This is a genomic window from Paenirhizobium cremeum (assembly GCF_047553425.1).
Lineage (GTDB): Bacteria > Pseudomonadota > Alphaproteobacteria > Rhizobiales > Rhizobiaceae > Allorhizobium > Allorhizobium cremeum.
On the sequence record NZ_CP180217.1, the window covers coordinates 3,028,782 to 3,054,891 of the forward strand.

At 64.2% G+C, this 26,110-nt stretch carries 21 protein-coding genes; 16 read left to right on the top strand and 5 right to left on the bottom strand.

All coding sequences use genetic code 11. From position 1 onward, the window contains the following. Positions 1-98 precede the first annotated feature (98 nt). Positions 99-1,154: an agmatinase gene (speB, locus tag ACLBKR_RS14870; RefSeq protein WP_113438124.1), complete on the bottom strand. Its 1,056-nt coding sequence runs from the start codon at positions 1,152-1,154 to the stop codon at positions 99-101. Positions 1,155-1,333: 179 nt separating this feature from the next. Here speB and gcvA point away from each other — a divergent pair, with 179 nt between their 5' ends. The 12 genes from gcvA to ACLBKR_RS14930 all read left to right on the top strand — a co-directional run bounded on the left by gcvA (position 1,334) and on the right by ACLBKR_RS14930 (position 14,403). Continuing rightward, the gene (gcvA, locus tag ACLBKR_RS14875) at positions 1,334-2,380 is read left to right on the top strand and encodes a transcriptional regulator GcvA (RefSeq protein WP_112829190.1); all 1,047 of its coding nucleotides are present in this window, start codon (positions 1,334-1,336) and stop codon (positions 2,378-2,380) included. A gap of 38 nt (positions 2,381-2,418) precedes the next feature. Beyond that, on the top strand, positions 2,419-3,594 hold the full coding sequence (locus tag ACLBKR_RS14880) for an aminotransferase (RefSeq protein ID WP_414901799.1): 1,176 nt from the start codon (positions 2,419-2,421) through the stop codon (positions 3,592-3,594). A gap of 9 nt (positions 3,595-3,603) precedes the next feature. Continuing rightward, the gene (locus ACLBKR_RS14885) at positions 3,604-4,821 is read left to right on the top strand and encodes a TIGR03862 family flavoprotein (RefSeq protein ID WP_113466402.1); all 1,218 of its coding nucleotides are present in this window, start codon (positions 3,604-3,606) and stop codon (positions 4,819-4,821) included. 107 nt (positions 4,822-4,928) lie between these two features. Next, the gene (locus ACLBKR_RS14890) at positions 4,929-5,786 is read left to right on the top strand and encodes a PfkB family carbohydrate kinase (protein ID WP_113487192.1); all 858 of its coding nucleotides are present in this window, start codon (positions 4,929-4,931) and stop codon (positions 5,784-5,786) included. Positions 5,787-5,871: 85 nt separating this feature from the next. Then, positions 5,872-6,153, top strand: coding sequence for a DUF982 domain-containing protein (locus ACLBKR_RS14895; RefSeq protein ID WP_113340885.1), 282 nt, complete (start codon positions 5,872-5,874; stop codon positions 6,151-6,153). 159 nt (positions 6,154-6,312) lie between these two features. Further along, on the top strand, positions 6,313-7,233 hold the full coding sequence (locus ACLBKR_RS14900; RefSeq protein WP_113340886.1) for a LysR family transcriptional regulator: 921 nt from the start codon (positions 6,313-6,315) through the stop codon (positions 7,231-7,233). Positions 7,234-7,361: 128 nt separating this feature from the next. Beyond that, the gene (locus tag ACLBKR_RS14905; RefSeq protein ID WP_113447790.1) at positions 7,362-8,894 is read left to right on the top strand and encodes an ABC transporter substrate-binding protein; all 1,533 of its coding nucleotides are present in this window, start codon (positions 7,362-7,364) and stop codon (positions 8,892-8,894) included. 302 nt (positions 8,895-9,196) lie between these two features. Next, positions 9,197-10,147, top strand: a complete 951-nt coding sequence (locus tag ACLBKR_RS14910) for an ABC transporter permease (protein WP_113447791.1) — start codon at positions 9,197-9,199, stop codon at positions 10,145-10,147. Beyond that, complete coding sequence (locus ACLBKR_RS14915; protein WP_112829182.1) at positions 10,144-11,004, top strand: ABC transporter permease; 861 nt, start codon at positions 10,144-10,146, stop codon at positions 11,002-11,004. Before ACLBKR_RS14910 ends, ACLBKR_RS14915 begins: the two co-directional genes overlap by 4 nt. Beyond that, a complete protein-coding gene (locus tag ACLBKR_RS14920; protein WP_113447792.1) occupies positions 11,001-11,984 on the top strand; it encodes an ABC transporter ATP-binding protein in 984 nt (327 codons plus the stop codon). The genes ACLBKR_RS14915 and ACLBKR_RS14920 overlap by 4 nt, the downstream gene beginning before the upstream one ends. Further along, a complete protein-coding gene (locus ACLBKR_RS14925) occupies positions 11,981-12,967 on the top strand; it encodes an ABC transporter ATP-binding protein (protein WP_112829180.1) in 987 nt (328 codons plus the stop codon). Before ACLBKR_RS14920 ends, ACLBKR_RS14925 begins: the two co-directional genes overlap by 4 nt. A 41-nt stretch (positions 12,968-13,008) precedes the next feature. Continuing rightward, a complete protein-coding gene (locus ACLBKR_RS14930; RefSeq protein WP_113447793.1) occupies positions 13,009-14,403 on the top strand; it encodes an amidase in 1,395 nt (464 codons plus the stop codon). Positions 14,404-14,409: 6 nt separating this feature from the next. Here the strand turns inward: ACLBKR_RS14930 and ACLBKR_RS14935 are convergent, their stop codons facing one another. Together ACLBKR_RS14935 and ACLBKR_RS14940 are read right to left on the bottom strand one after the other, a co-directional pair. Next, positions 14,410-16,851 carry a GcvT family protein gene (locus tag ACLBKR_RS14935; RefSeq protein ID WP_113447794.1) on the bottom strand — a complete coding sequence of 814 codons (2,442 nt, stop codon included), beginning with the start codon at positions 16,849-16,851 and terminating at the stop codon, positions 14,410-14,412. Next, complete coding sequence (locus tag ACLBKR_RS14940) at positions 16,848-17,771, bottom strand: choline kinase family protein (RefSeq protein WP_113438862.1); 924 nt, start codon at positions 17,769-17,771, stop codon at positions 16,848-16,850. The genes ACLBKR_RS14935 and ACLBKR_RS14940 overlap by 4 nt, the downstream gene beginning before the upstream one ends. A 300-nt stretch (positions 17,772-18,071) precedes the next feature. Here ACLBKR_RS14940 and ACLBKR_RS14945 point away from each other — a divergent pair, with 300 nt between their 5' ends. The 4 genes from ACLBKR_RS14945 to ACLBKR_RS14960 all read left to right on the top strand — a co-directional run bounded on the left by ACLBKR_RS14945 (position 18,072) and on the right by ACLBKR_RS14960 (position 23,979). After that, on the top strand, positions 18,072-18,848 hold the full coding sequence (locus tag ACLBKR_RS14945; protein WP_113340894.1) for a DeoR/GlpR family DNA-binding transcription regulator: 777 nt from the start codon (positions 18,072-18,074) through the stop codon (positions 18,846-18,848). A 155-nt stretch (positions 18,849-19,003) separates the two neighbouring features. Then, positions 19,004-20,077: an HlyD family secretion protein gene (locus ACLBKR_RS14950; RefSeq protein ID WP_414899494.1), complete on the top strand. Its 1,074-nt coding sequence runs from the start codon at positions 19,004-19,006 to the stop codon at positions 20,075-20,077. Beyond that, positions 20,074-22,860, top strand: coding sequence for a ribosome-associated ATPase/putative transporter RbbA (gene rbbA / locus ACLBKR_RS14955; RefSeq protein ID WP_113487196.1), 2,787 nt, complete (start codon positions 20,074-20,076; stop codon positions 22,858-22,860). Before ACLBKR_RS14950 ends, rbbA begins: the two co-directional genes overlap by 4 nt. Positions 22,861-22,866: 6 nt before the next feature. Beyond that, positions 22,867-23,979 carry an ABC transporter permease gene (locus tag ACLBKR_RS14960; protein WP_112829175.1) on the top strand — a complete coding sequence of 371 codons (1,113 nt, stop codon included), beginning with the start codon at positions 22,867-22,869 and terminating at the stop codon, positions 23,977-23,979. A 22-nt stretch (positions 23,980-24,001) separates the two neighbouring features. On the opposite strand, the gene ACLBKR_RS14965 is transcribed toward ACLBKR_RS14960, so the two are convergent. Together ACLBKR_RS14965 and ACLBKR_RS14970 are read right to left on the bottom strand one after the other, a co-directional pair. Further along, positions 24,002-25,393, bottom strand: a complete 1,392-nt coding sequence (locus tag ACLBKR_RS14965; protein ID WP_113447795.1) for a sensor histidine kinase — start codon at positions 25,391-25,393, stop codon at positions 24,002-24,004. Then, positions 25,390-26,067 (bottom strand): response regulator transcription factor, encoded by a 678-nt coding sequence (locus ACLBKR_RS14970; RefSeq protein ID WP_113340896.1) that lies wholly within the window; start codon positions 26,065-26,067, stop codon positions 25,390-25,392. The genes ACLBKR_RS14965 and ACLBKR_RS14970 overlap by 4 nt, the downstream gene beginning before the upstream one ends. Positions 26,068-26,110 lie beyond the last annotated feature (43 nt).

A 26,110-nucleotide genomic window follows, 5' to 3' on the forward strand; every position in this document is an offset into this window, starting at 1 on the left:
GTCCTGTTCCCTTGTCTTCGTTGCTTGGTTTTCGTTGGTTGTCTTGAAGTCGAGCCCGGGGCGCCTGATAGCGCCGTCCCGGGCAAAATGCCAGTTGCTCAACGGCCCTTGATCGCCGGACTATAGACCATGAGGCTCAGGATTTCGAAGAGAACCTGAGCGCCTGCATGGGCGGTATTGTGGGTCGCGTCGTACTGCGGCGCCACTTCGACGACATCGCCGCCGACGAGATTGATGCCCTTCAGGCCGCGGAGGAGTTCGAGCACCTCACGCGAGGAAAGGCCGCCGACCTCGGGCGTGCCGGTGCCGGGTGCGATGCTCGGGTCGAGGCTGTCGACGTCGAAGGAAAGATAGGTCGGGCCGTCGCCGACGATCTTCCTCGCCTTTTCGATGATCGCCGGAATGCCGAGCCCGGTCACTTCCTCGGCATGGATGACGGTCATGCCGGAATCGTAGGAGAACTCCCACAGATATTCGGCCGGGCCGCGAATGCCGATCTGGATGGTGCGCGTCGGATCGAGCACGCCGTCGAGCACCGCATTGCGGAACGGACCGCCGTGGTGGAACTTGGTCTGGTCGAAGGCACCGCCGGTATCGCAATGGGCATCGATATGGATCATACCGACCGGACCATGCTTCTTGGCAACGGCCTTCAGGATCGGGTGGCTGATCGAATGGTCGCCACCGACGGAAAGCGGCAGCAAGCCGGCCTCGATGATCTTCGAGTGATGCTTCTCGATATCCTCATGGCTGAGTTCCAGCCGGTAGCGGCTGGAGAACGGCACGTCGCCGATATCGGCGACCTTGAGGTCGAAGATCGGCGCGCATTCCAGAACATGGTTGTAAGGCCCGATGCGGTCGATGGCGCGCAGCGCCCGCGGCCCGAAACGCGAGCCCGGACGGTTGGACACGCCGAGATCCATCGGCACGCCGACGATCGCAACCTGCAGGTCCCCGAAATCCGGCGCTACCGGATCGATCGGGCGATGCGGCGCGGACAGGAAGGTCGGGACACCGGCATAGGGCGCGGCGCGGGTTCCGTTGGAGAAGATCTTCTCCCCGACCTTGGCGAACTTCTCGTCGAAGATCTCGCCGGCCTTGTCGCTACCGTATTTCGCGCGCAGTTCCTGAAGTCGCTTTTCGTCGAAGGTCATTTCGTCTTTCACCCCTGCTCGCCGACGCCCTGCGCAACAGGAGTTCCCGCCGCGGGCGACTGTTTAATCGGCAGTTTTTGCGCCTGCCTCTATTGTGAGCATTAAGCCGCAAAGGGGTAGAAAAGCAATTCACGATGTTATAGCAATCGACGTGAGAAAAACTAACAAGCATAAGAACCATGTCCCATCGCCTGCCACCCCTCAATCCGTTGCGCGCCTTCGAGGCAGCGGCGCGGCGCGGATCGATTTCGGCGGCGGCCCGCGAGTTGAACGTCACGCACGGCGCGGTCAGCCACCAGATCAAGTCGCTTGAGGAAACGCTGAAGGCGCAGCTCTTCGAACGGGGCGGCAAACGGCTGAAACTGACCCCGCAGGGCGCCTTGCTGCTGCCCGCCGTCTCCTCAGCCTTCGACGGCATCGCCGCCGCCACCGCGCTGATGAACCGGCCAACCACCAGCGGTAATCTCAGGATTTCCTGCGTGCCCGCCCTGCTCTCCCTCTGGCTCGTGCCGCGCATGGGCAATTTCAGCGAGCAATATCCCGATATCAGCCTGACGCTGACCTCGAGCAACGATCCGAACCTCATCTATTCGACCGACATCGACATCGCCATTCTCTACGGCCCCGGCGGCTGGCGCGACTGCTGGACAAGGCTGTGGAGCACGCTGAACCTCTTTCCCGTCGCCTCGCCCTCGCTCCTCAATTCCCGGCCGCTCAGATCGGTGCGCGACCTGCGCGACCATGTGCTGCTGCATGGCGACGACGGACAGGAATGGAATACCTGGCTCGCCGCCGCCGACCAGCTCGACATGCCACGTCACCGGGAACATTTCTTGAGCGATGCGCGGCTTTCCACGGAGGCCGCCCGCCACGGCCAGGGCATTGCGCTCGGCGACAGCATTACGGCCTCGAGCCTGATCGCCTCGGGCGAACTGATTATTCCCTTCGATCTCTCGGTGCCCGCCACCAACGCCTTTTACGTCGCCACGCGAAACGAGGTGCGCGCAGCGCCGATCGCGCGCGTCTTCATCGACTGGCTTTTCGCGACCCTTGAAAACGAACGCGGCAACCAGCCGTTGCCCTCGCTGCGCCCGGCACACAGAGGCCGCAGCATTCGAAGCGCCAGCGGAGCCGCCGGCGCGAAGACGCCGGACAAGACAACGACCATATCACGCGCCCGAAAGGCGACGGCCTCCTCTGCGAGGAAGACCGCCTCCAAGGCTTGAACCAACCACCAGAAGACATCAGGACTGCCGAAATCACCATGCCCTCCGCCTCGTTCAACTCGCTCGTCTCCCGCCTGTCGCCCCCGCCGGTGCCGTCCGTCTTCGCCTGGGCCCGCGCCTATGACGGCAGCCGCGGCCCGCTGATCGACCTGTCGCAGGCGGTCCCCGGCTACGCACCGCATCCGGACCTGCTTGTCTGGCTCGGAGAGGCCGCCGCTTCCCGCGCATTCGCCGGCTACGGTCCGATCGAGGGCGAAACCGACCTGCGCAAGGTCTATGCGGCAGATGTCGCGGAAATCTACGGCGCGCCGGTCGACGCACAGAACATCCACATCACCTCAGGCTGCAATCAGGCTTTCATGGCTGTGGCGATGGCGATTGCCGGTCCGGGCGACAAGGTGGCGCTGACCGAGCCCTTCTATTTCAACCAGGAAACCACGCTCGCCATGATGGACATCGAGCGCGTGCTGGTGCCGCTCGATCCGGCAAAGGGTTTCGTACCGGATCTCGACGCGGTCCGCGCGGCACTGGCGAAGGGCATCAAGGCCATTGCACTCGTCTCGCCGAACAATCCGACCGGCGCGATCTATCCCGCCGATCTGCTGCGGGAGATTTTCGAAGCCTGCCGTCAGGCCGGTGTCTGGCTGATCCTCGACGAGACCTATCGGGACTTCCTGCCGGAAGGCGACAAGCCGCACGATCTCCTGTCCATTCCCGGCTGGGAAGACAACCTGATCCTGCTTTATTCCTTCTCCAAGTCCTTCTGCATTCCGGGTCATCGTCTCGGCGCCGTCACCGCCGGCCCGAAAGCTGTCGCGGAAATCGCCAAGGTGATGGACAACCTGCAGATCTGTGCGCCCCGCGCGCCGCAGGCCGCTGTCGCCCGCGCCATTCCGGCGCTGCGCGACTGGCGCAACGACAACCGCAGGGAAATCCTGAAGCGCGCGGATACTCTGAGGTCCGTCATGGCGAAGCTGCCGGATTGGAAGATGGATTCGCTCGGCGCCTATTTCGCCTTCATCCGCCATCCCTTCGAAGGCAGGCCTTCCGCGCTGGTGGCCGAGAAGCTCGCCCGCGAGGCCGGTGTCGTCTGCATTCCCGGCGCCTATTTCGGCGAGGCGCAGGAAGGCTATTTGCGCTTTGCCTTCGCCAATGCGGACTCGGCAACGATCGACGCCCTGACGGATCGCCTCTTGGGCTTCCGGCTGGGTTGAGAGTGAGAAATGGTGGCGAAACGGATCGCGATCATCGGCGGCGGGCCGGCGGGGCTGATGGCGGCGGAAGAGCTTTCCCGCGCCGGCCATGCCGTCACCGTCTACGAGGCGATGCCGACCGTTGGCCGGAAGTTCCTGCTCGCGGGTAAATCCGGCCTCAACATCACCCATGCCGAACCTTACGAGCGCTTCGTCACCCGCTTCGGCACGGCAGGCGAACGGCTGCGGCCGGCGCTGGACGCCTTCACGCCGGAGGACATCCGCGACTGGGCGGCAGCACTCGGCACAGAAACCTTTATCGGTACATCGGGCCGCGTCTTTCCAAAGGCGATGAAAGCCTCGCCGCTGCTGCGCGCCTGGCTGAAACGGCTGGAGACGCAGGGCGTCACGATCCTGACGAGGCATCGCTGGACCGGCTTCGACGGGGATGCTTATCGCATAGAGACACCGGAGGGCGAAAAGCGGATCGAGGCCGATGCGGTGCTGCTGGCGCTCGGCGGCGCGAGCTGGCCGAAGCTCGGTTCCGATGCCGGCTGGACGGCGTGGCTTCGCGAAAAGAGCGTCGATATCCATGACTTCCGGCCGGCCAATTGCGGCTTCGACTGCGCATTCTCGCAAACCTTCCTCGAACGCTTCGCCGGCGAACCGCTGAAATCCGTGACCGCGACGAGCCCGGCCGGCACCATACCCGGCGAATTCGTCATCAGCCGTCACGGCATCGAGGGCAGCCTCGTCTATGCCCATGCCGCAGCGCTGCGCGAGGCGCTTGCCACCGCCGGCAGGGCCAGCCTCGTTCTCGATCTCGCCCCCGGCCGCACCGCGGAAAGACTGGTGCGCGATCTGGCACGGCAGGACGCCAAGGCGAGCTTTTCCAACCGACTGCGCAAGGCGACCGGCCTCGATGGCGTCAAGGCCGCCCTGCTGCGGGAACTCGTTCCCGACGCCAATCATCTCGATGCGGAAGCGCTTGCCGGCCTCGTCAAGGCGCTGCCCTTGCCCGTCACGTCACCGCGCCCCATCGCCGAGGCCATCTCGTCGGCCGGCGGCATTTCCTTCGACAGCATCGATGATCGTTTCATGCTGAAGGCGCTGCCCGGCAGCTTCGTTTCAGGCGAAATGCTCGACTGGGAGGCCCCGACGGGAGGTTATCTGCTGACCGCCTGCCTCGCCACCGGCAAGGCGGCGGCATCCGGCATCCGGCAATGGCTCGACGGGAAGGCAGGCTGACGCCGGCAATCGCCGCTCTTGAACAGACGGCGGCTTCCCGCCATCCTGACCGGGGGAGCGAAAAGCAATCGCAACAATGATCGTACAGGGCAGGGAAACACGTCCACATGCAGCGCGAAACACCAGCCGGCAACGACCCGGTCGTCGTCATCGGCCATGTCAACCATGACCGCGTCTGGCGGCTGAAGGAACCGTTGCGCCCCGGCGGCCGCATCGCCTGGATCGACCGCACCGTGCGCCTCGGCGGGGGTGGCTATTATACCGGCGGCATGCTGCGCGCGCTCGGCCGGAACGTCGAGCTTGTCACGACGCTTGCCGATGACGAGCACGGCCGGGGCGCCCTGGAAGAACTCAGGCGGGAAGGGTTTGGCACAGACCATGTGACCCTCGGCGAAGGTGAGACGGAATTTGCCGAAATCTTCCTCGACCCGACCGGCGAACGCACCATTCTCGGCAGCACCAAACGCATCGCTCGCCACTTCAAGCTTGAGCGCCCGCTTCAGGCGAAGGCCTTCTACGTCAACGGCATGCAGCTTTCCGACACGATCGTCGCTTCGCTCGACAAGGCGGCGCTTGTCGTCTCGCAGTTTCCGTTGAGGAACCCGACGCCCCGCCCTGCCGATGTGATCGTCGGCTCCAGGGCCGATTTTCCGGGCCAAGGCCTCGATGAAATCTGGCAGGCGGCGCGCACGATAGCGGGCAATCGCCTGAAGGACCTGATGCTGACCGACGGGCCGAATGAAATCTCCGTCTATGACGGCCGGAACGAAACCCGCGTCGTCGTGCATGAAAGGGTCGTGACCGCCGACACCATCGGAGCAGGCGACAGTTTCAGCGGCGCGCTGCTCCATGAGCTGCTGAACGGCATGCCGATCACCGCCGCCGCCGCATCCGCCTGTGAAAGAACCGCCGACTGGCTTCGCCGCCGGGACGCAGCGACGGTCGATCCCGCGGGCTCAATCTGACGCCTTGGGCACTCCGGAAAATTTTGTCGTTCCGATGGAACCTCGATGACATCAGGGAGTTAGGGCGGTCGCAATGGAGGATGTAATGATCCACACCACACCCACCTGGAACGAACCCGTCGAACTGAAACTGCAATGCGGGCTGACGAGAAGCTTCAAGGAAGCCTATGACGCCCTCTACTTCCTGGAGGAGGAATGGCCGGTCCGGCACGGCGCCGCCTATCAACGCGCCAAGCGCTGGTGCGGCATGGCCCTGGAAACGGACAGGGCTTCCGACATCGCACGCAAGGCCTTTGTCGAGGCCGCCCGCAAGGCGGGCCTGCTGGATAAAGGCTCTACGCCGGACAGCGCAAACGATCCGGAATAGGAAAACGCTCGCCTGAGGCTCGAACATCCCGGCCGACGTGGCCTCTCTCTCCTGGCCCGCCCGCAGGGCCGGACTTGTCTCAGGACGAGCAAGTCCCTACGAATTTCATCGGCGGCGGGAACAACCCCGCCGGTGAAAACGGGGACGGCAAATCCTGACATGCAGATTAGGGCTCTGATCTATTTCGACGAACTGGTGCGCGCCCGCTCGATCCGGGCCGCGGCGGACAAGCTGAACATCCAGCCGACGGCGCTCGCCCGCCAGATCGACCAGCTCGAACATTATTTCGGAACGCCGCTCGTCGAGCGATCGAGCCGCGGGGTGCGGCTGACATCCGCCGGCGAGCTGCTGGCCGCCCGCGCCGGCAAGACGCTCAGGGAACTGGATCACGTCCGGCAACTGATCGATGATCTCGAAGGGCTGAAGCGCGGCCACGTCAACATCTTCGCAAGCGGCGCCACGGTCGCCAATCTGCTCGCACCGGCGCTTGCCGATTTCAGCCTGAAATTCCCGAAGATCCGTTTTTCCGTGACCATCGCCTCCGCCCGCGCGGCGATCGAGGCCGTGGCCAATGCCGAGGCCGACATCGCCGTCACGCTGTTTTCCGAACCCGAACCGGGAACCAAGGTGCGCCTGCGCGCCGAGATCGTCTACGACGTCATCGCCGCCGCCGACCATCCGGCGGCAAGCCATGCCGAACTGACGGTTCCGCAACTGGCCGCCTATCCGCTCGCGGTGCCGGACCGCTCTTTCGGCGCGCGGCTCGCCTTCGATGCGCTGTTCAAATCGGCCGGTGTCACGCTCGATCCGGTCTTCGTGACCAGTTCGCTGGAAATGCAGAAGGAACTGGTGCTGCGGGGCGCCGCCGTAACCCTGCTGCCGGCATTGACCGTGCTGCGCGAATGCCGTGCGGGGCAACTGGTGGCGATCCCGATTGCCGGAAACAGGGGCATCCGCACCCCGATCGAGCTTTGCGTCGCCTCGGACCGCCAGTTGTCCTTTGCGGCGACAAAACTGCTCGATGCCATAGACCGCTTCATGCGTGAGGCCATGCCCCGCGCGACGGGCAAAACAGTGTAGCGATTTTCGATACACGGAGAACACAAAAAACCGCATTGTGTGCGCGCCAACGAGATGCCAGTATTTTTTGCACCGCGCCATCGGCTAAACTGCCGAAACAGAACGAGCGCCAGGAACAGGGGAATTTCATGACCAATGCTTTGCTTGCCGCAGGTCTCGCCGGACGGAAAACCCTCCGAAGCTTCGCCCTCGGCCTTGCCGCCACGGCGGCCATCGTGTTTTCCGGCTCCGCTTTCGCGGCGCAGAAGGATCTGACGCTCGGCATGGCGGTCGAGCCGACCGGCCTCGACCCGACGGTTGCAGCACCCGTCGCCATCGGCCAGGTGACGTGGCAGAACATTTTCGAAGGCCTCGTCACCATCGACCGCGACGGCAATATCCAGCCGCAGCTTGCCACGAGCTGGGACATTTCCGCAGACGGGCTGACCTACACCTTTCATCTTGCCGAAGGCGTGAAGTTCCATGACGGGGAAGCCTTCGATTCCTCCGTCGCCAAGGCTTCGCTCGACCGTGCCCGCGGCGCCGACAGCGTCAATCCTCAGAAGCGCTTCTTCGCCGCCATCGACACCATTGAGACGCCCGATGCGGCAACGCTCGTGCTGAAGCTGAAGGAGCCGGCCGGAAGCCTGCTCTATTGGCTCGGCTGGCCGTCGTCCTCCATCGTCGGCACGAAGAGCGCCGCCGACGACAAGACCACGCCGATCGGCACCGGCCCGTTCAAGTTCGTCAGCTGGGCGAAGGGCGACAAGGTCGAACTCGAGGCCAATCCGGACTACTGGAACAAGGACCGGCAGGTGAAACTGGAAAAGGTCACCTTCCGCTTCATCTCCGACCCGCAGGCACAGGCCGCCGCGCTGAAATCCGGCGATGTCGACGCCTTCGCGGAATTCAGCGCTCCGGAACTCGTGGAAACCTTCAAGGACGATCCCAGGCTTGCGACCGTGATCGGCAATACCGAGCTTAAGGTCGTGGCCGGCATGAACAACGCTCGCAAGCCGTTCGACGACAAGCGCGTCCGTCAGGCACTGATGATGGCGCTTGACCGCTCCGTCATCGTCGAGGGCGCGCGGTCCGGCTACGGCACGCCGATCGGCAGCCACTACACGCCGAACGACCGCGGCTATATCGATCTCACCGGGGTCTACCCTTACGATCCGGAAAAGGCCAAGGCTCTGCTGGCCGAGGCCGGCTATCCGAACGGCTTCAGCTTCACCATCAAGACGCCGCAGATGGCCTACGCACCGAGCAGCGCCCAGGTGATGCAGGCGATGTTCGCCGAAATCGGCGTGACGATGAACATCGAGCCGACCGAGTTTCCGGCCAAATGGGTGCAGGATGTCCTGAAGGGTCGCGACTACGAGATGACCATCGTCGCCCATGCCGAGCCGATGGACATCGATATCTATGCCCGCGATCCCTACTACTTCAACTACAAGAACCCGGCCTTCAACGACCTCCTGAAGAAGATCGAGGCAACCTCCGACACCGCCGAACAGGACAAGCTCTACGGCGAAGCCCAGAAGATCCTCGCCGAGGACGTTCCGGCGCTCTTCCTTTTCGTCATGCCGAAGCTCGGCATCTGGGACAGGAAACTCAAGGGCCTCTGGGAAAACGAGCCGATCCCGTCCAACGTGCTGACCGAGGTTTACTGGGAAGAGTGAGTGTCGCCCGCACGCCTCGCTGCGAGACGAGCCATGAGCATTGCACCCCCCTCTGCCCTGCCGGGCATCTCCCCCTCAAGGGGGGAGATCGCAGGTGGATATCACCCGCCATGCCGATCGGTGTCGAGCCGCGCTGAAAGGCTATCCCCCCGACAGATGACGAAGAAGAACCGATCCTCGATGTCGACCGAAGCATACACAGGGCAACCGTCACCGATCTCCCCCCTTGAGAGGGGTGGATTGACTGGACAGCAAAAACAAAACACGGAAAGGCAACGTCAGCGTAACGGGAGCTTACCCCCATGCTGACGCTTCTCGCCCGCCGCATCGCCGGCCTCGTCCTGACGCTTCTTGCCGTTTCGGCCCTGATCTTCGCCGTCATGGATATCCTGCCGGGCGATCCCGCCTCGATCATGCTGGGCATGTCGGCAAGTCCCGACACATTGGCAGCGCTGCGCCATGAACTCGGCCTCGACCAGCCGCTCGTCATCCGCTACCTGCAATGGCTGGCCGGCGTGGCGACAGGCGATCTGGGAAAATCCTACACCTATGGCGTTCCGGTTGCCGGCCTGATCGCGGAAAGGCTCGCCGTGACGCTGCCGCTGGCGCTGATGGCGATCCTGATTTCGATGGCGATCGCCATTCCGCTCGGCGTGGTTTCCGCCAGCCGGCGCAATTCGGCGGTCGATTACGCCGGCGGCTTCGTTTCCCAGCTTTTCATCGCCGTTCCGGGTTTCTGGGTGGCGCTGCTGCTGATCCTCGCCTTCTCGATGAGCCTCGGCTGGCTCCCGGCCGGCGGTTTTCCCGGCTGGCAGGCGGGCCTCATCGCCGGTCTCGAAGCGCTTCTCCTGCCGGCCGTGGCGCTGGCGCTGCAACAGGCGGGCGTGCTGACCCGCGTCACGCGCTCTTCGGTTCTGGAAGTGCTGAACGAGGATTTCGTCCGCACGGCGCGCGCCAAGGGCCTCTCCCGCCGCGCCGCACTCTGGCGCCATGCCGTGCGCAACGCGCTGGTGCCGGTCGCCACCATTCTCGGCCTGCAATTCACCTTCCTGATCGCCGGCGCCGTGCTGATCGAAAATGTCTTCAACCTGCCGGGGCTCGGGCGGCTGGCGCTTCAGGCGCTCTCCCAGCGGGACATCATCGTGTTGCAGGATGTGGTCCTGTTCTTCGCGGCACTGGTCATCACAATGAATTTCCTCGTCGATCTTTCCTACCTGCTGCTCGACCCTAGACTGAGGGGGCGCAGCCGATGAACGCCGCCACGCCTGCAACCGGGCGTACCCGCCCCTGGCTCGCCTTTCGCCGTCCGAACCTTGCGATCGGCGCGACGATCATCGTGTCTCTCGTGGCCATCGCCCTCGTCTCGCTGGTCTGGACGCCCCTGCCGCCGGCGAAGATGCAAATCGTCCACAAGCTGAAAGCCCCGCTCGTTCACGGCCTCCTCGGCACCGACCAGTTTGGCCGCGACATCGCCTCCATGCTGATGGTCGGCGCATGGAACTCGCTGTCGACCTCGGCCGCAGCCGTCGCCATCGGCGCTTCGCTCGGCACCCTCCTCGGCGTTTTCGCCGCCGCCCGGCGCGGTTTGACGGAAGCCTTCGTGATGCGCGTCAGCGACGTGATCTTCGCCGTGCCGCCGATCCTCTCCGCCATGATGCTCGGTGCTCTGATCGGCACCGGACGTTTTACCGCCATCATCGCGATTGCCGTCTTCATGGTTCCGGTCTTCGCCCGCGTGACCGCGGGTGCCGCCCTGCAGATCTGGTCGCGCGACTATGTGCTCGCCGCCCGCGGGGCCGGCAAGGGCGGCTTTCTCATCACCGTGGAGCATGTTTTGCCCAATATCGCCAACCAGATCATCGTGCAGGTCACGATCCAGCTCGGCCTTGCGATCCTGACCGAAGCGGGCCTGAGCTTCCTCGGCCTCGGCATGCCGCCGCCGGCCCCGACCTGGGGCCGCATGCTGGCGGACGCCCAGACCTATCTCGCCACCGCCCCCTGGCTGGCCATCATGCCGGGTCTGGCGATCGCGCTCTCCGTCTTCGGCTTCAACATGCTGGGCGACGGATTGCGGGATCTTCTCGACCCTCGCGAAAAGGGGCGTTCATGACAACGGCTCCACTGCTTTCCGTCCGGGATCTCGCCATTTCCATCCGCATGGGCGATGGCAGCCTCACCCCCATTGTCACAGACGTCGCCTTCAACGTGGAGGCCGGCGAAAGCCTTGGCGTGGTCGGCGAAAGCGGCTCGGGCAAGTCGCTCCTGTCGCTCGCCATCATGGGCCTTCTGCCGGGTGTGGCGGAAGCGACGGGAACTATCGCCTTCGAAGGCGAAAACCTGCTGACGGCATCGGAAGATCGCCTCTGCCACATCAGGGGCAACCGGATCGGCATGATCTTTCAGGAGCCGATGACCGCGCTCAATCCGGCCATGACCATCGGCGACCAGATCGCCGAGGGCCTTGTCTGGCACCGGGGCATGTCATGGCGAGATGCCCGGAGCCAAGCCGTCGACCTGCTCGATCAGGTGCGCATTCCCGATGCAGCACGGCGGGCAAAGACCTATCCGCACGAAATGTCCGGCGGACAGCGGCAGAGGGTCGGCATCGCCATCGCGCTTTCGCTCAAACCCGCGCTGATGATCGCCGACGAGCCGACCACGGCGCTCGATGTCACCGTGCAGGCGGAAGTGCTCGACATTCTCGACGATCTCGCCCGCGAACACGGCATGGCGCTGATCCTCGTCAGCCACGACCTCGGCGTCATCGCCCGCATGTGCCGGCGCACCATCGTCATGTATGCCGGCCGCCGGATGGAGGAAGGCGGCACCCGCGAGGTGCTGACCGAGCCGCGTAATCCCTATACCCGCGGGCTGATCCGGGCCATTCCGAAAAGAGTGGCCGATGGCGGTCGCCTTCAGACCATTCGCGGCACAGTGCCCGGCTTCAACAGGCTGCCCGCCGGCTGCGTCTTCTCCGACCGCTGTCCCGAGCGCATCGACGCCTGCCACATCGCCGAACCCGGCTGGACCTTCCTCAATGGCAATCGCGGCGTCCGCTGCATCCGGGCGATGGAGGAAGGAAACCAATGAGCAAGTCTCCCCTCCTGGATATCCGCGTTCTCTCCCGCGACTATGTCAGCCATTCGCTGGTCGGCGCGTCGCACAGCACACGGGCGCTGGACGAGGTGTCTCTCACCGTCGATGGCGGCGAGATCGTCGGCATTGTCGGCGAGAGCGGTTGCGGGAAATCGACGCTTGCCCGGCTGGTGGCGGCGCTCGACAGGCCGACATCGGGCCATGTGCTCTTCGATGGCGACGACCTGTTCTCGCTTCGCCCGAAAGATCTCATGCGCAAGCGCGAGAATTTCCAGATGGTGTTTCAGGACCCGTTCGGCTCGCTCGATCCGCGCCAGAAGGTCGAGCGCATCGTCGCCGAACCGCTGCATGTCCTGGCGAGACGGCCCAGCCGCGCGGAAATCCGCGAGAAGGTCGCCGATATGCTGGAAAGCGTCGGCCTGCAGGCGGCCCATGCCGGACGTTATCCGCACGAATTCTCCGGCGGCCAGCGTCAGCGCATCGCAATCGCCCGCGCCCTCGTCACCGAACCGAAGCTGGTCATCGCCGACGAGGCGGTCTCGGCGCTCGATCTCTCGGTACAGGCGCAGGTGCTGAACCTCCTGATGGACCTGCGCGAAAAACGCGGCGTGAGCTTCCTCTTCATCACCCACAATCTCGCCGTGGTCGACTGCATCGCCGACCGGGTCGGCGTCATGTATCGCGGCCGACTGGTGGAGACAGGGCCGGCGCATCATGTCTTCGAACGCCCGTTTCACCCCTATACGAGAGTGCTGGCCGATGCCGAGCCGAGCATCGAGCGTTTCGGCCGGCCGGCAGCCTCCGAGCGTTCGCCCCCGCCGCCCTCTCCTGCCGATGCCGGCGGCTGCGCCTTTCGCAACCGCTGTCCGCTGGCCATAGCCCGCTGCGCCGCCGAGCGGCCGGAACTGCGCATGATCGCGCCGGGACGGCAGGCCGCCTGCCACCGCGCGGAAGACATGGCCGAAAACGGAAACTAACGCCACAGAACGAATTTTTGAAGCAGAAGGCATAAGCCGAAATGACTGATTTGCTCAATTTGACCATCAAGGACCTTGTCGCCGGTTACCGCGCGAAAACCCTTTCGCCCTATGAATACTGGCTGGCGGTCGAAGCCCGCATCGAGGTCTTCGAACCGCATGTGGCGGCGCTTTACGCCTATGACCCGCAGGGCGCGCGCGAACAGGCCAAAGCCTCCACCGAACGCTGGCTGCGGGATGAGCCACTCGGCCCCCTCGACGGCATCCCGGTCTCGCTGAAGGAGCTGATCGCCACCAAGGGGCAGCCCGTTCCGCTCGGCACCGCCGCGGTCGAGCTTCTCCCCGCCGAGGAAGACGCGCCGATTGCCGCGCGTATGAAGGAAGACGGCGCGGTGATCTTCGCCAAGACCACCTGCCCCGACTACGGCATGCTCTCCTCCGGCCTGTCGAGCTTTCACCCGCTCTCGCGCAATCCCTGGGACCTGACGCAGAACCCCGGCGGATCGAGCGCGGGTGCGGCGGCGGCCGGCGCAGCCAGCTACGGCCCCTTGCATATCGGCACCGATATCGGCGGATCGGTGCGCCTGCCCGCCGGCTGGACCGGCCTCTTCGGCTTCAAGCCCAGCCACGGCCGCATTCCCGTCGATCCCTATTATGTCGGTCGCTGCGCCGGCCCGATGACGCGATGCGTCGACGATGCGGCCTTTTCGATGGCAACGCTTTCGCGCCCCGACTGGCGCGACGGCACCAGCCTGCCGCCCAATGATTTCGACTGGATGGACCACGATATCGACGTGCGCGGCATGAAGATCGGCGTGATGCTGGACGCCGGCTGCGGCCTTGCAGTCGAGATCGAAATCCGCGACGCGGTGCTCGCCGCGGCGAAGCGCTTCGAGGACGCAGGCGCGACCGTCTTCGAGGTCGAACCGGTCCTGACGCGCCAGATGCTCGACGGTCTCGACAATTTCTGGCGGGCCAAGTTCTGGGGCGATATCCGCAACCTCACCGCCGAACGTCGAGCCAAGATCCTGCCCTATATCTACCAGTGGGCCGAAAAGGGGGCGGATGTCTCCGGCGTCGAGGCGGTGCAGGGCTTCGGCCAGACCATCGAGATGCGCAAGACCTGCGGCAGGCTCTTCACCACCGTCGATGCGGTGCTCTCGCCGACCAATCCGATCGTTTCCTATCCGGCGGACTGGGCCTCTCCCACCAACGATCCGGAAAAGCCCTTCGAGCATATCGCCTTCACCGTTCCATGGAATATGTCCGAACAGCCGGCGGCCTCGATCAACTGCGGCTTTTCGAAAACGGGCATGCCGATCGGCCTGCAGATCGTCGGTCCCCGCTTCGACGACATGCGCGTGCTGAAGCTGTCGAAACTGTTCGAAACCTGGACCGGCGGCGTGAGAAACTGGCCGAAACCGCCGTTGGCCTGAACCGGTTCAGGCCTTGATCCGCTCCATGCCAGGATCGAACATCGGCCCGAGATGGATTTCGGCGGGGACCTTTTCCATCGCGACGACGAGTTCGTAGGAACCGCTCGTCAGGTAGTCGTCGCTGACCCCCTCGGCATTGCGGACATAGCCGTAGCCGATCGCCTTGCCGAGCGTGTAGCCATAGCCGCCGCTGGTGAGATAGCCGACCGGCTCGCCGTTGCGCAGGATCGTCTCGCGACCGAGCAGGACGACATCCGGTCCGGCGGTGAACCCCATCAGCCGCTTCTTCAGCGGTTGGCCGGCAACGGCCTCAAGCGCGGAGCGGCCGAGGAAATCGGCGTTACGCTTGAGTTTCACGGCAAAACCGAGCCCGGCTTCGAGCGGCGTATCGTTCGGTGTGATGTCGGAGCCCCAGGCGCGATAGCCCTTTTCCAGCCTAAGCGATTCCAGCGCCCGATAGCCGACCGGCTTGACGCCGAACGGCTCACCCGCCGCCATCAGGGCATCGAACACCTCGCCGATGGCGCCGATGGGGACATGCAGTTCCCAGCCGAGTTCGCCGACATAGGTGATACGCAGGGCCCGCACCGTACTTCCGGCGATGGCGATTTCCCGCGCATGGCCGAAGGGGAATGCGGCGTTCGAGACATCCGCCTTCGTCACGGCGGCCAGAACGTCCCGCGCCTTCGGCCCCATCAGCGACAGCGTGCCCCAGTCCTCGGTGACATCCACCATCTCCACCCGCGCGCCTGCCGGAACATGGTCGGCGATCCAGCCGAAATCATGGGTGCGGAAGCCGGTGCCGGTGACGATGTAGAACCTGTCTTCGCCGAAACGGGCGACCGTCAGGTCCGCCTCGATGCCGCCACGGGTGTTGAGAAGCTGGGTATAGGTCAGGCGACCGACCGGCTTGGTCACGTCGTTGGCGCAGATGTGGTCCAGTACCTTCAGCGCATCGGGGCCGGTCACCTCGTATTTGGCGAAGGAGGACTGGTCGAAGATGCCGACGGCTTCGCGCACATGGGCGTGTTCGGCGCCGACCGCATCGAACCAGTTCTGCCGGCCCATCGAGTAGACATCCCGCCCTTCCGTACCCGCGGGGGCAAACCAGTTCGGCCGTTCCCAGCCGAGCTTGGAGCCGAACACGGCGCCATGGGCCTTCAGCCGCTCGTAGAGGGGCGAGGTCAGCCGCGGCCGGCCGCTTTCATATTCCTCATGCGGGAAGGCGACGGTGTAGTGCTTGCCATAGGCCTCGAGCGTGCGGTCGAGCACCCATTGGCGGTCGCGATGCATGCCGGAGAAGCGCCGGATATCGACCACCCAGAGATCGAGCGGCGCCTCGCCATCCACGACCCACTGGGCAAGCACCCAGCCCGCACCGCCGCCGGAAGCGATGCCGAAGGCATTGAAGCCCGCGCCGACAAACATGTTGGAGCATTCCGGCGCGACGCCGAGAATGAAGTTTCCATCGGGAGTAAAGCTCTCGGGGCCGTTAATCATCTGCTTGACGCCAGCCTTTTCCAGCGCCGGAATGCGCTCGATGGCCTGCACCATGTGCTGCTCGAAATGATCGAAATCGTCGTCGAACAGGCGGAAGGCCCATTCGTCCGGCACATCGCCGGTCGTCCAGGGTTGCGGATTGGGTTCGTAGCCGCCCATCACCAGGCCGCCGACCTCCTCCTTGAAATAGGTGCGGCGGTCCGGATCGCGGATCGTCGGTGCGTCGGTCGCAAGCCCGTCGATCTTCTCGGTGATGATATACTGGTGCTTGACCGGCTGCAGCGGCACGTTGATGCCGGCCATGGCGCCGACCTGACGCGCCCACTGCCCGGCACAGTTCACGACCTTCTCGCAGGCGATGTCGCCGAGCGTCGTCTTCACCGCGACGATGCGGCCGTCCTTCATGTCGAAGCCCGTTACCCGGACGTTCTCGACGATCTTCGCGCCGTGCATGCGCGCACCCTTGGCGAGCGATTGGGTGATGTCGGAGGGGCTCGCCTGTCCGTCCGTCGGTAGCCAGCTTGCGCCGACGAGATCGTCGACATTCATCAGCGGCCACATCCGCTTCACCTCTTCCGGCGAGACCAGATGCATCTCCATGCCGAAGCTGCCGGCGGTCGTGGCAAGACGGCGGAATTCCGTCCATCGGTCCTGATTGGTCGCAAGCCGCAGGCAGCCGGTCATCTTCCAGCCGGTCGCTAGCCCGGTCTCGGCCTCCAGACCCTTGTAGAGCTCGACCGAATATTTCAGCACGCGGGTAATCGAGGCCGACGAACGCAACTGGCCGACGAGACCCGCCGCATGCCAGGTGGAACCGGAGGTCAGCGTGCCCTGCTCCAGAAGCACCACATCCGCCTTGTGGTCTCGGGCGAGATGATAGGCGGTCGAACAGCCGATGATGCCGCCGCCAATGACGACGATCTGGGCGTGGGAAGGAAGCATGGTCATGGAGACGTCTTTCCGTAAAGGCTACGATAATGGTCGAGGGCGACAGCGAGCCGGTCGAGATTTTCAGCGGTGTAGGCGACGTAGTCGGCGCCCGGCGCCGACAGATGCAGTTCCGACACCATGCTCCACATCGCCTCGCGCAGCAGCGAAGCGCATTGCATGGCTGCAAGCGAACGGCGGATGCCGGGATCTGGCGTCGTCCCGAGATAGGTGGCGAGGAAATCATCGGACTGGTCGGCCGAAAACCCCGCATTCGAGGTCACCCCGGCAAGATCGAACATCGCCGTCGAGAAGCCGGCATATTCATAATCGATCAGCCACAGACGCTTGCCGTCATCCATGATGTTGGCCGGCAGAAGATCGTTGTGGCCGAAGACGATCGGCAGCGGCGATTGCGCTTTCTCGAGTTCATCGGCAATCGCCAGATAGCCGGGCAGTTCCGCCGTCATGCGGCTTTTGCCCTTCTCTAGCGTGTAGGCGTAATCGCGAATGACATGGAAGGGCCAGAACAGGAAGGCCACGCCCCTGACAAAGCGAGGCATGGTGTCATGAAAATCCCTGAGCAGCCGGGCGATCCGTCCCCGTTCGGCGATCACGTCCTGCGCGGTGAACGTCTTGCCCTCGATGAACCCCGTCACCATCACGCCCGGTTCGGCGTAATGAATGTCCGGGCCGAAGCCCGCGGCCTGCGCGGCCTCGGCCGTCATAAGCTCGCGGTCGCGAAAGACATGGTGAAACGGATAGTCGCTGCCGAAACGCACGACATGCAGACCGCCGGCATCGCGCACCACATAGCTCTCATTGCTGATGCCACCCTTGAGCAGGGAAATCTCGATCGCACCGTTCCAGCAGGGCAAGGCCCTTATCCGCTCTTCCCCGGCCTTCGGGACGATGGCTTCCGACGGCATGGAAACGCTCATCGCGCCACCCTGCCCGCCTGCTGGCATGGGCCATCGGACGTCATGAAGGCTGGCTGGCGGAAAGACATGCAGCTTCTCCCGGTCGAACGCTTGAAATGTTTCAGGCCAATCCCTCGCGCCGTTCCCGCATTGTTTTTGTCGTGGGACGCGACAGGATCGCCGGCAATCTCACGCGAGAAAAGCCGGCCTGTCAATCGGCCAATGTGGTTTTATGTGTTTTTCTGCCCGTTTTTGTGACTTTACATTTTCCCGTCGCCAAAGCATCGCTATCTGCTTGCGACAGCGATGAAACGGGGAGCCATGAACGAACCGAAGCGCCACAGGGAGATCTTGCGATTTCTACAGCAGGACGGAACGCTTTCGATTTCCGATCTTGCCCGCCGATTGCGCGTTTCGCTTGAAACCGTGCGCCGCGACATAAAGCCGCTCGCCGAAAACGGCGTCGTCGTGCGGATGCACGGCGCGATTGCACTGCCGACCTCGGTCGGCGAAGCGCCGTTTGAGAAGCGGATGCGGGAAAACGCCCCTGCCAAGAAAGCCATTGCCCGGGCAGTCGCCGCCACGATCCGCGACGGCGATTCCATCATGCTCGACACTGGCACGACGACGAGTTTTCTCGCACGCGAACTGCTGGGCCACCGGCGGCTGACCGTCGTCACCAATTCCTCGGACATCGCCCGCACGCTTGCAACCGTCAACGACAACAAGGTCTATATGGCCGGAGGCGAACTGCGCAGCGACAATGCCGCGGCTTTCGGCGTGTCGGCCATCGAATTCGTCAGCCGTTTCAACGTCACCCATGCGGTGATCTCGGCAGGCGCCGTCGACGCGGCAACCGGCATCATGGATTACGATCTGAACGAGGCCGAATTCGCACGCACCGTGCTGTCTCGCGGGAAACGCACCCTCGTCGTGACCGACCATTCCAAATTCGGCCGCCAGGGCCTCGTCAAGGTCTGTGATTTTGCCGAAATCGCCGAATTGGCAACGGACAGGCCGCCGCCGCCGGATATCGCCGAAGCGCTCTCGGCGGCGGGCGTCGCGCTTTTTCTTGCCGAAAACAGCTCCGCAACCTAAAATCGAAACAGGATCCGCCCTCGCCGATTTTTTCGGCTGGTGTCATCCCGAAGCTATTGCGCCTGCCTGGACCATAGTGTTTTAATCAAACGATTAGACGCGATGCGTATCCCTCCCGAAAAAGGGGAGATCGCACTTCGATACGGGGGCTACCGGTGAAACTTCCCAAACTGAACGGCATCATTCTGGCGATCATCGTGGCTCTTGCCGCCGGCGGCGGCTACTACGCATGGCAGTCGATCTCAGCCTCGGAGCTTCCCGCCGGGATCGCCAGCGGCAATGGCCGCATCGAGGCCGTGGAGGTGGACGTTTCCGCCAAGTTTGCCGGCCGTATCAGCGAAATCTTCGTGGACGAAGGGGATTTCGTCAAAGCCGGCGACAGGATCGCCCAGATCGACACCCGCGAACTCGACACCCAGCTCAAGCAGGCCGAGGCGCAAGCCCGGCGCGCCGTCATCGGCATCGATACGGCCAATGCGCAGGTCATCCAGCGCAATGCAGAAAAACGCGCCGCCGAGGCGGCCATCGCCCAGCGCAGGGTGCAGCTCGAAAGCGCGATGAACCAGGAAGCCCGCGCCGAGCAGTTGGCGAAATCGAGCACCATCTCCACCCAGCAGCTGGAAGACGCCCGCTTTGCCGTGGAGGGCGCCCGCGCAGCCGTTGCGGCGGCGGAAGCCGAATCGGCAGCGGCCGACGCAGCCGTCAGCTCGGCCGATGCCCAGGTGGTCGATGCCAAGGCGGCGTCCGATGCCGCGAACGCGGCCATCGATACCATCAGGACGCAAATCGAAGACAGCCTGCTGACGGCGCCGCGCGACGGTCGCGTGCAGTTTCGCGTTGCCCAGCCGGGTGAAATCGTCGCCGGGGGCGGTCGCGTCGTCAACCTCGTCGATCTCGGCGACGTCTATATGAGCTTCTTCCTGCCGACGGAATCCGCCGGCAAGCTGTCGATCGGCTCAGAGGCCCGCCTGAAGCTCGATGCCCTGCCGGACTATCTGGTGCCGGCCACGGTCACCTATGTCGCCAGTGTCGCCCAGTTCACGCCGAAATCGGTGGAGACGGCCGTCGAGCGGGAGAAGCTGATGTTCCGCGTCAAGGCCAAGATCAAGCCGGAACTCTTGCAGAAATACCTCCAGCTCGTGAAGACCGGCGTGCCCGGCGTGGCCTATGTCCGCGTCGATCCCGAGACATCGTGGCCGGCCGATCTGGAGGGCAAGCTCGTCCAATGAGCTCCGCTCTCCCATCGGCCGACACAGAGGCGCAACCCGTCGCCAGCCTGCGCAGCGTTTCGCTCACCTATGGCAAGACGACGGCACTTGATACCATCACGCTCGACATTCCCGGCGACGGGCTGGTCGGCCTTGTCGGCCCGGACGGCGTCGGCAAATCGAGCCTGCTCTCGCTGATCGCCGGCGCCCGCGCCATTCAGGGCGGCGAGGTCGAGGTGCTGGGCGGCAGCATGGCCGATGCAGGACACCGGGCGAGAACCTGCCCGCGCATCGCCTACATGCCCCAGGGTTTGGGCAAGAACCTCTATCCGACACTCTCGGTCTTCGAGAATATCGACTTCTTCGGCCAGCTCTTCGGGCACAGCCGTAGAGAGCGCGAACGCCGCATCGCCGAACTCCTCGACAGCACCGGGCTCGCCCCCTTTGCCGACCGCCCTGCCGGCAAGCTTTCGGGCGGCATGAAGCAGAAGCTCAGCCTCTGCTGCTCGCTGATCCACGACCCGGATCTTTTGATCCTCGACGAGCCGACGACCGGTGTCGACCCGCTGTCGCGCCGGCAGTTCTGGGAACTGATCGACCGCATCCGCGCCGGCAGGCCGGGCATGGCCGTCATCGTCGCCACCGCCTACATGGAGGAAGCCGCCCGTTTCGACTGGCTCGTCGCGATGGACGAGGGCCGCGTGCTCGCAACCGGAACGCCGCAGGAGCTGCTGGAACGCACCGGCACGCCGACCGTCGACGACGCCTTCATAGCACTCCTGCCCGAAGACAAACGCAGCGGCCACGGCACCCTGGTCATCCCCCCGAGGGACCCCGCGATGGACGGCGCAATCGCCATCGAGGCGGAGCATCTTTCGATGCGCTTCGGGGATTTCACCGCCGTCAACGATGTCAGCTTCCGGATCGAGCGAGGCGAGATCTTCGGCTTCCTCGGATCGAACGGCTGCGGCAAGACGACCACGATGAAGATGCTGACCGGGCTTCTGCAGGCATCGGAAGGCACAGCCAAACTCTTCGGCAAGGAACTCGAAAGCTCCGACCTCGCCGCCCGCCGGCGCATCGGCTACATGAGCCAGGCCTTCTCGCTCTATACGGAGCTGACGGTTCGCCAGAACCTCGAACTGCATGCCAAGCTCTTCGATCTTCCCTCGGAAACGATCGAGCCCCGCATCCGGGAAATGGCCGAGCGCTTCGGCCTCACCGACATCATGGACACGCTGCCGGAAGCATTGCCGCTCGGCATCCGCCAGCGCCTGTCGCTTGCCGTCGCCATGGTGCATGCGCCCGAAATCCTGATCCTCGACGAGCCGACCTCCGGCGTCGATCCCGTGGCGCGCGACAATTTCTGGCAGATCCTCGCCGATCTCTCCCGCAAGGACGGTGTGACGATCTTCGTCTCGACCCATTTCATGAACGAGGCGGAACGCTGCGACCGCATCTCGCTGATGCATGCGGGAACGGTCCTCATCAGCGACCGCCCCGCGGAAATCGTCGCAAAACGAGCAGCGGCCTCGCTAGAGGAGGCCTTCATCGCCTATCTCGAGGATGCGATCGCAAAGGCCGGTGACGCAGAGCCCTCAGCGGCTGGGACCTCCGCGACATCGGCCGGGGCACCGGCGGCATCCGCCTCCGCCCCGGTCCGCACGACCCGGCGCTTCTTCGACCTCATGCGGATGTTCAGCTATTCCCGCCGGGAAATGCTGGAGCTGCAGCGCGATCCGATCCGCGGCACGCTGGCAATTTTCGGCAGCGTCATCCTGATGTTCGTCATCGGATACGGCATCAATCTCGACGTCGACGACCTGACCTTCGCCGTTCTCGACCACGACCGCACGACGATCAGCGACGACTATGCGCAACAGCTTTCCGGCTCGCGCTATTTCGTCGAGAAGCCGCCGATCACCGACTATGCCGATCTCGACCGACGCATGCGCAGCGGCGAGATCAGCCTGGCGATAGAAATCCCGCCGAATTTCGGCCGCGATGCCCTGCGCGGCGCGACACCGGAAATCGGCGCCTGGATCGACGGCGCCATGCCGACGCGAGCCGAAACCATCAGCGGCTATGTCCAGGGCGTGCACGCCCACTGGATCATGGAGAAAATCCGCGAAGCCTATGGCGAGGACGCCACCAGGGGCAATTACACGCTGGAAACGCGCTATCGCTACAATCCCGACGTCAAGAGCCTCGTCGCCATGGCTCCTGCCGTGATCCCGCTGCTCCTGCTGCTCATCCCCGCGATCCTTTCCGCGCTCAGCGTGGTGCGCGAGAAGGAACTCGGTTCGATCATCAATTTCTACGTGACGCCGACCACCCGGCTGGAATTCCTGCTCGGCAAGCAACTGCCCTACGTGGTCCTTGCCATGTTGAATTTCGCGCTGCTGACCGCCTTCGCCGTCTTCATCTTCCGCGTTCCCTTCACCGGCAGCTTTTTCGCCTTCACGCTTGCAGCACTCCTCTACGTCACCTGCACGACGGCGCTGGGCATGCTGGTGTCGACCTTCGTTTCCAGCCAGATTGCCGCCCTGTTCGGCACCGCACTGCTGACGCTGATCCCGGCGGTCCAATATGCCGGCATCATCGACCCGGTCTCCTCGCTAAAGGGTGCAGGACAGGTAATCGGCACCTACTATCCGACGACGCATTTCGTGACGGTCGCGCGCGGCGCCTTTTCCAAGGCGCTGGGCCTTGCCGATGTGCAGAAGGAGATCCTGTATCTCCTCGTCTCCATACCGGTGCTGATCGGGCTGACGGCGATCTTTCTCAAGAAGCAGGCGAGGTAGTCATCCATGCGCATGCGCCATGTCGGCAATCTGATCCTGAAGGAACTGCGCGGCCTCATGCAGGACCGAATGCTCTTCGCCTTCATCCTCTATTCCTTCACGCTGTCGATCTATACCGAGGCGCGCGCGCTGCCGCAGGTCCTCAACATGGCGGCGATTGCGATCGTCGACGAGGACCGCTCGCAACTGTCGACCCGTCTCGTCGATGCCTTCTATCCCCCCTATTTCACGAAGCCCGAACTCATCACCGCGGCGGAGATGGACAAACGGATGGACGCCGGACAGGCGACCTTCGCCCTCGATATTCCGGTCAACTTCCAGCAGGACGTGCTCGCGGGACGTGCCCCCGCCATACAGCTCAACATCGATGCCACGCGCATGACGCAAGCCTTTACCGGTGCGGGCTATATCCAGCAGATCGTCAACAGCGAGGTCAGCGAATTCGTCAATCGCTACCGCGGCGAAACCGCGGTGCCGGTGAACCTGACGCTCAGATCGCGTTTCAACCCGCAGCTCGACAGCACCTGGTTCGGCGCGATCAACAACATCATCATGAACGTCACGATGCTCTCCATCATCCTGACGGGTGCGGCCCTCATCCGCGAGCGCGAACACGGCACGATCGAGCATCTGCTGGTCATGCCTGTCACCGCGCTCGAAATCATGGTGAGCAAGGTGCTGGCCATGAGCCTGGTGGTGCTGGTCGCCTCCACCTTCTCGCTGATCTTCGTGGCACATTATCTGCTGGAGGTGCCGCTCCAGGGCTCCGTGCCGCTGTTCGTGGCCGGCACCGCGCTCCAGCTATTTGCAGCGACCTCCCTTGGCATCTTCCTTGCGACCGTCGCCGGCTCGATGCCCCAGTTCGGGCTGCTGCTGATGCTGATCCTCTTGCCGCTGCAGGTTCTCTCAGGCGGACTGACCCCGCGCGAAAGCATGCCCGAGATCATCCAGTTCATCATGTCCTTCGCCCCCAACACCCATTTCATTTCGCTCGCGCAGGCGATCCTGTTCCGCGGCGCCGGCTTTGACGTGGTCTGGCCGCAATTCCTCTGGCTCGCGGCCATCGGGACGGTGCTGTTCACCTTCGCGCTCGGCCGCTTCCGCGCCTTCCTCCGCTAAGGACCGGCACCGCAGGCCCGCATCAGCGCGCCGGGCCGATGGCCGCCGGAAACGTCACCGCGGCGAGCAACCCGCGGCCGCCGCCGCCCGGCGAAAGCTGAAACGTGCCGCTGAAAAGCCTTGCGATTTCCTCGACGATCGCGAGGCCGAGGCCGAGGCCTTCCCCGCGCTCGCCTCGAACGAAGCGCTGCTTCAGGCTTTCCATGCGGGCCGCGGGAATGCCGGGGCCGTTGTCTTCCACCTCCAGGCGCACGCTTCCTCCAGGCTGGCTCACCCGGACGGTGACCTCCGCATCACGCCCCGCATAGGCGATGGCATTTCCGATCAGGTTTCCAAGCAGCTCTCCGATCAGGAGGGGCTCCGCCGCCACCCAGGCCTGCCCTTCTCCCTCGAAACCGAGATCGATGGAGGCTTTCGCGGCGGAGGGAACCTTGTCGGCGGTGATCTGCTGGGCAAGCGCCACGAGGTCGATCGGCTCCGGCATCTGCCGCGCCTCCGGCTCCACGGAATCGATCTTGGCCATCAGAAGAAGTTGCGCCAGCACCCGTTCGGCATGCACCACCGCCTTGTCGCCCTCCTTTGCCGCCGCGCGGGCTTCTTCGAGCGTGGTCGCCCTCTGGGCAAGCTCGAGCTGGGTGCGCACGATGGCAAGCGGGGTCCGCAATTGGTGGCTGGCGTTGCCGGTGAAGTTGCGCAGCGCCGCAAGAGCCGAGGCGAGCCGCGTCATGAAAGAATTGACGGTGTCGACCAGCCCCTGAACCTCGCTCGGCACCGATTGCTCGATCGGGTGGAGATCGTCAGGGTTACGCTCCGATATCGCATCGCTCAGCCGATAAAGGGGCCGCAGCGAAAAGGTGACGGCGATCCAGACGATGACCGCCGCCCCGGCGATCATCAGGGCAAGACGCGCCGCCGAATTGAGGAGGATCGAACGGGCAAGCTGCCGGCGGGCGATGGTGGTTTCGGCGACCGTCACGGAAAACGGCACCGAATTGATGCCGGTCGAGGCGGAACGCTGCAGCACGGCGATGCGTATCCGCTCTCCTCGGAACACCGCATCCGTGTAAAAGGCCGCCTGCCCCCCGAGATCGGCGAAGGTCGGAAGGTTCTGGTAGCCGGTGATGAACTGCCCCGGCGGCCCGTCGACCCGATAGAACACCCGGTCCTGCGCGGCCGACGTCAGCATTTCCAGCGCGACATAGGGAATATCGACCTGCAACTCGCCGTCCTCCGACACGATCACCCGCTCGGCAATCGCCATGGCGGACCCCGCGAGCACACGGTCGGAAACGGTATCTGCCGTGCGCACGGCATCGCGATAGGTATCGATGAGCGCCAGGAAACCCATGATGAGCGTCGCAAGAAGCAGCCATCCGAGCAACTGTCGCCGAAGCGAATAGACCGAGACAGTCATGCCGGTTCCGATGGCCGGTCGAGATAATAGCCGATGCCGCGCGCCGTCTTCACTGTCAGCCCATAGGGCGCGAGCCGCCGGCGCAGCCGGCTGACATACTGCTCGATCGCATTGGCGCTGAGATCGTCGTCGAAGGCCGCGAGCGACTGCATGATCGCCTCCTTCGAGACCACCTTGCCGGCGCGGAGGAACAAGAGCTCAAGCAGACCGAGCTCGCGGGCCGGCAGGTCTATCGGCGCGCCGTCCGCGGAAAAGCTGCGCGAATTGAGATCGAGCGAAACCTTGCCGTAATGAACCGCCGACGAGCGCAGGCCGGCCTGACGCCTGAGAAGAACGCGGACACGCGCCTCAAGCTCGCTGACATCGAACGGCTTGCTCATGTAGTCGTCCGCTCCGAGGTCGAGCCCGCGCACCCGCTCTTCCGTCGCGCCACGGGCGGTGAGGATCAGCACCGCCGCCTTGCTCTGGCGGGCGCGCATGCCCTTCAGCACATCGAGCCCGCCCATGTCGGGGAGGTTGAGATCGAGGATGACAAGGTCAAAACTTTCCGTGGCAGTCACCGCTTCGGCGGACGCACCGTCGTGCACGACGTCCACGGCATAGCCGCTGCCGCGCAAGATCGCGGACAGGCCGTCGGCCAGCGCCGTATTGTCTTCCACCAGCAGGATGCGCAAGACAGACCTCCTCCATGCGCGTTGAACCTTCAAACTACAGAGC

Bases quoted from the DNA above. Each gene is read 5' to 3' on its own strand.
- speB (WP_113438124.1), bottom strand. From the start codon at position 1,154: ATGACCTTCGACGAAAAGCGACTTCAGGAACTGCGCGCGAAATACGGT.
- gcvA (WP_112829190.1), top strand. From the start codon at position 1,334: ATGTCCCATCGCCTGCCACCCCTCAATCCGTTGCGCGCCTTCGAGGCA.
- ACLBKR_RS14880 (WP_414901799.1), top strand. From the start codon at position 2,419: ATGCCCTCCGCCTCGTTCAACTCGCTCGTCTCCCGCCTGTCGCCCCCG.
- ACLBKR_RS14885 (WP_113466402.1), top strand. From the start codon at position 3,604: ATGGTGGCGAAACGGATCGCGATCATCGGCGGCGGGCCGGCGGGGCTG.
- ACLBKR_RS14890 (WP_113487192.1), top strand. From the start codon at position 4,929: ATGCAGCGCGAAACACCAGCCGGCAACGACCCGGTCGTCGTCATCGGC.
- ACLBKR_RS14895 (WP_113340885.1), top strand. From the start codon at position 5,872: ATGATCCACACCACACCCACCTGGAACGAACCCGTCGAACTGAAACTG.
- ACLBKR_RS14900 (WP_113340886.1), top strand. From the start codon at position 6,313: ATGCAGATTAGGGCTCTGATCTATTTCGACGAACTGGTGCGCGCCCGC.
- ACLBKR_RS14905 (WP_113447790.1), top strand. From the start codon at position 7,362: ATGACCAATGCTTTGCTTGCCGCAGGTCTCGCCGGACGGAAAACCCTC.
- ACLBKR_RS14910 (WP_113447791.1), top strand. From the start codon at position 9,197: ATGCTGACGCTTCTCGCCCGCCGCATCGCCGGCCTCGTCCTGACGCTT.
- ACLBKR_RS14915 (WP_112829182.1), top strand. From the start codon at position 10,144: ATGAACGCCGCCACGCCTGCAACCGGGCGTACCCGCCCCTGGCTCGCC.
- ACLBKR_RS14920 (WP_113447792.1), top strand. From the start codon at position 11,001: ATGACAACGGCTCCACTGCTTTCCGTCCGGGATCTCGCCATTTCCATC.
- ACLBKR_RS14925 (WP_112829180.1), top strand. From the start codon at position 11,981: ATGAGCAAGTCTCCCCTCCTGGATATCCGCGTTCTCTCCCGCGACTAT.
- ACLBKR_RS14930 (WP_113447793.1), top strand. From the start codon at position 13,009: ATGACTGATTTGCTCAATTTGACCATCAAGGACCTTGTCGCCGGTTAC.
- ACLBKR_RS14935 (WP_113447794.1), bottom strand. From the start codon at position 16,851: ATGACCATGCTTCCTTCCCACGCCCAGATCGTCGTCATTGGCGGCGGC.
- ACLBKR_RS14940 (WP_113438862.1), bottom strand. From the start codon at position 17,771: ATGAGCGTTTCCATGCCGTCGGAAGCCATCGTCCCGAAGGCCGGGGAA.
- ACLBKR_RS14945 (WP_113340894.1), top strand. From the start codon at position 18,072: ATGAACGAACCGAAGCGCCACAGGGAGATCTTGCGATTTCTACAGCAG.
- rbbA (WP_113487196.1), top strand. From the start codon at position 20,074: ATGAGCTCCGCTCTCCCATCGGCCGACACAGAGGCGCAACCCGTCGCC.
- ACLBKR_RS14960 (WP_112829175.1), top strand. From the start codon at position 22,867: ATGCGCATGCGCCATGTCGGCAATCTGATCCTGAAGGAACTGCGCGGC.
- ACLBKR_RS14965 (WP_113447795.1), bottom strand. From the start codon at position 25,393: ATGACTGTCTCGGTCTATTCGCTTCGGCGACAGTTGCTCGGATGGCTG.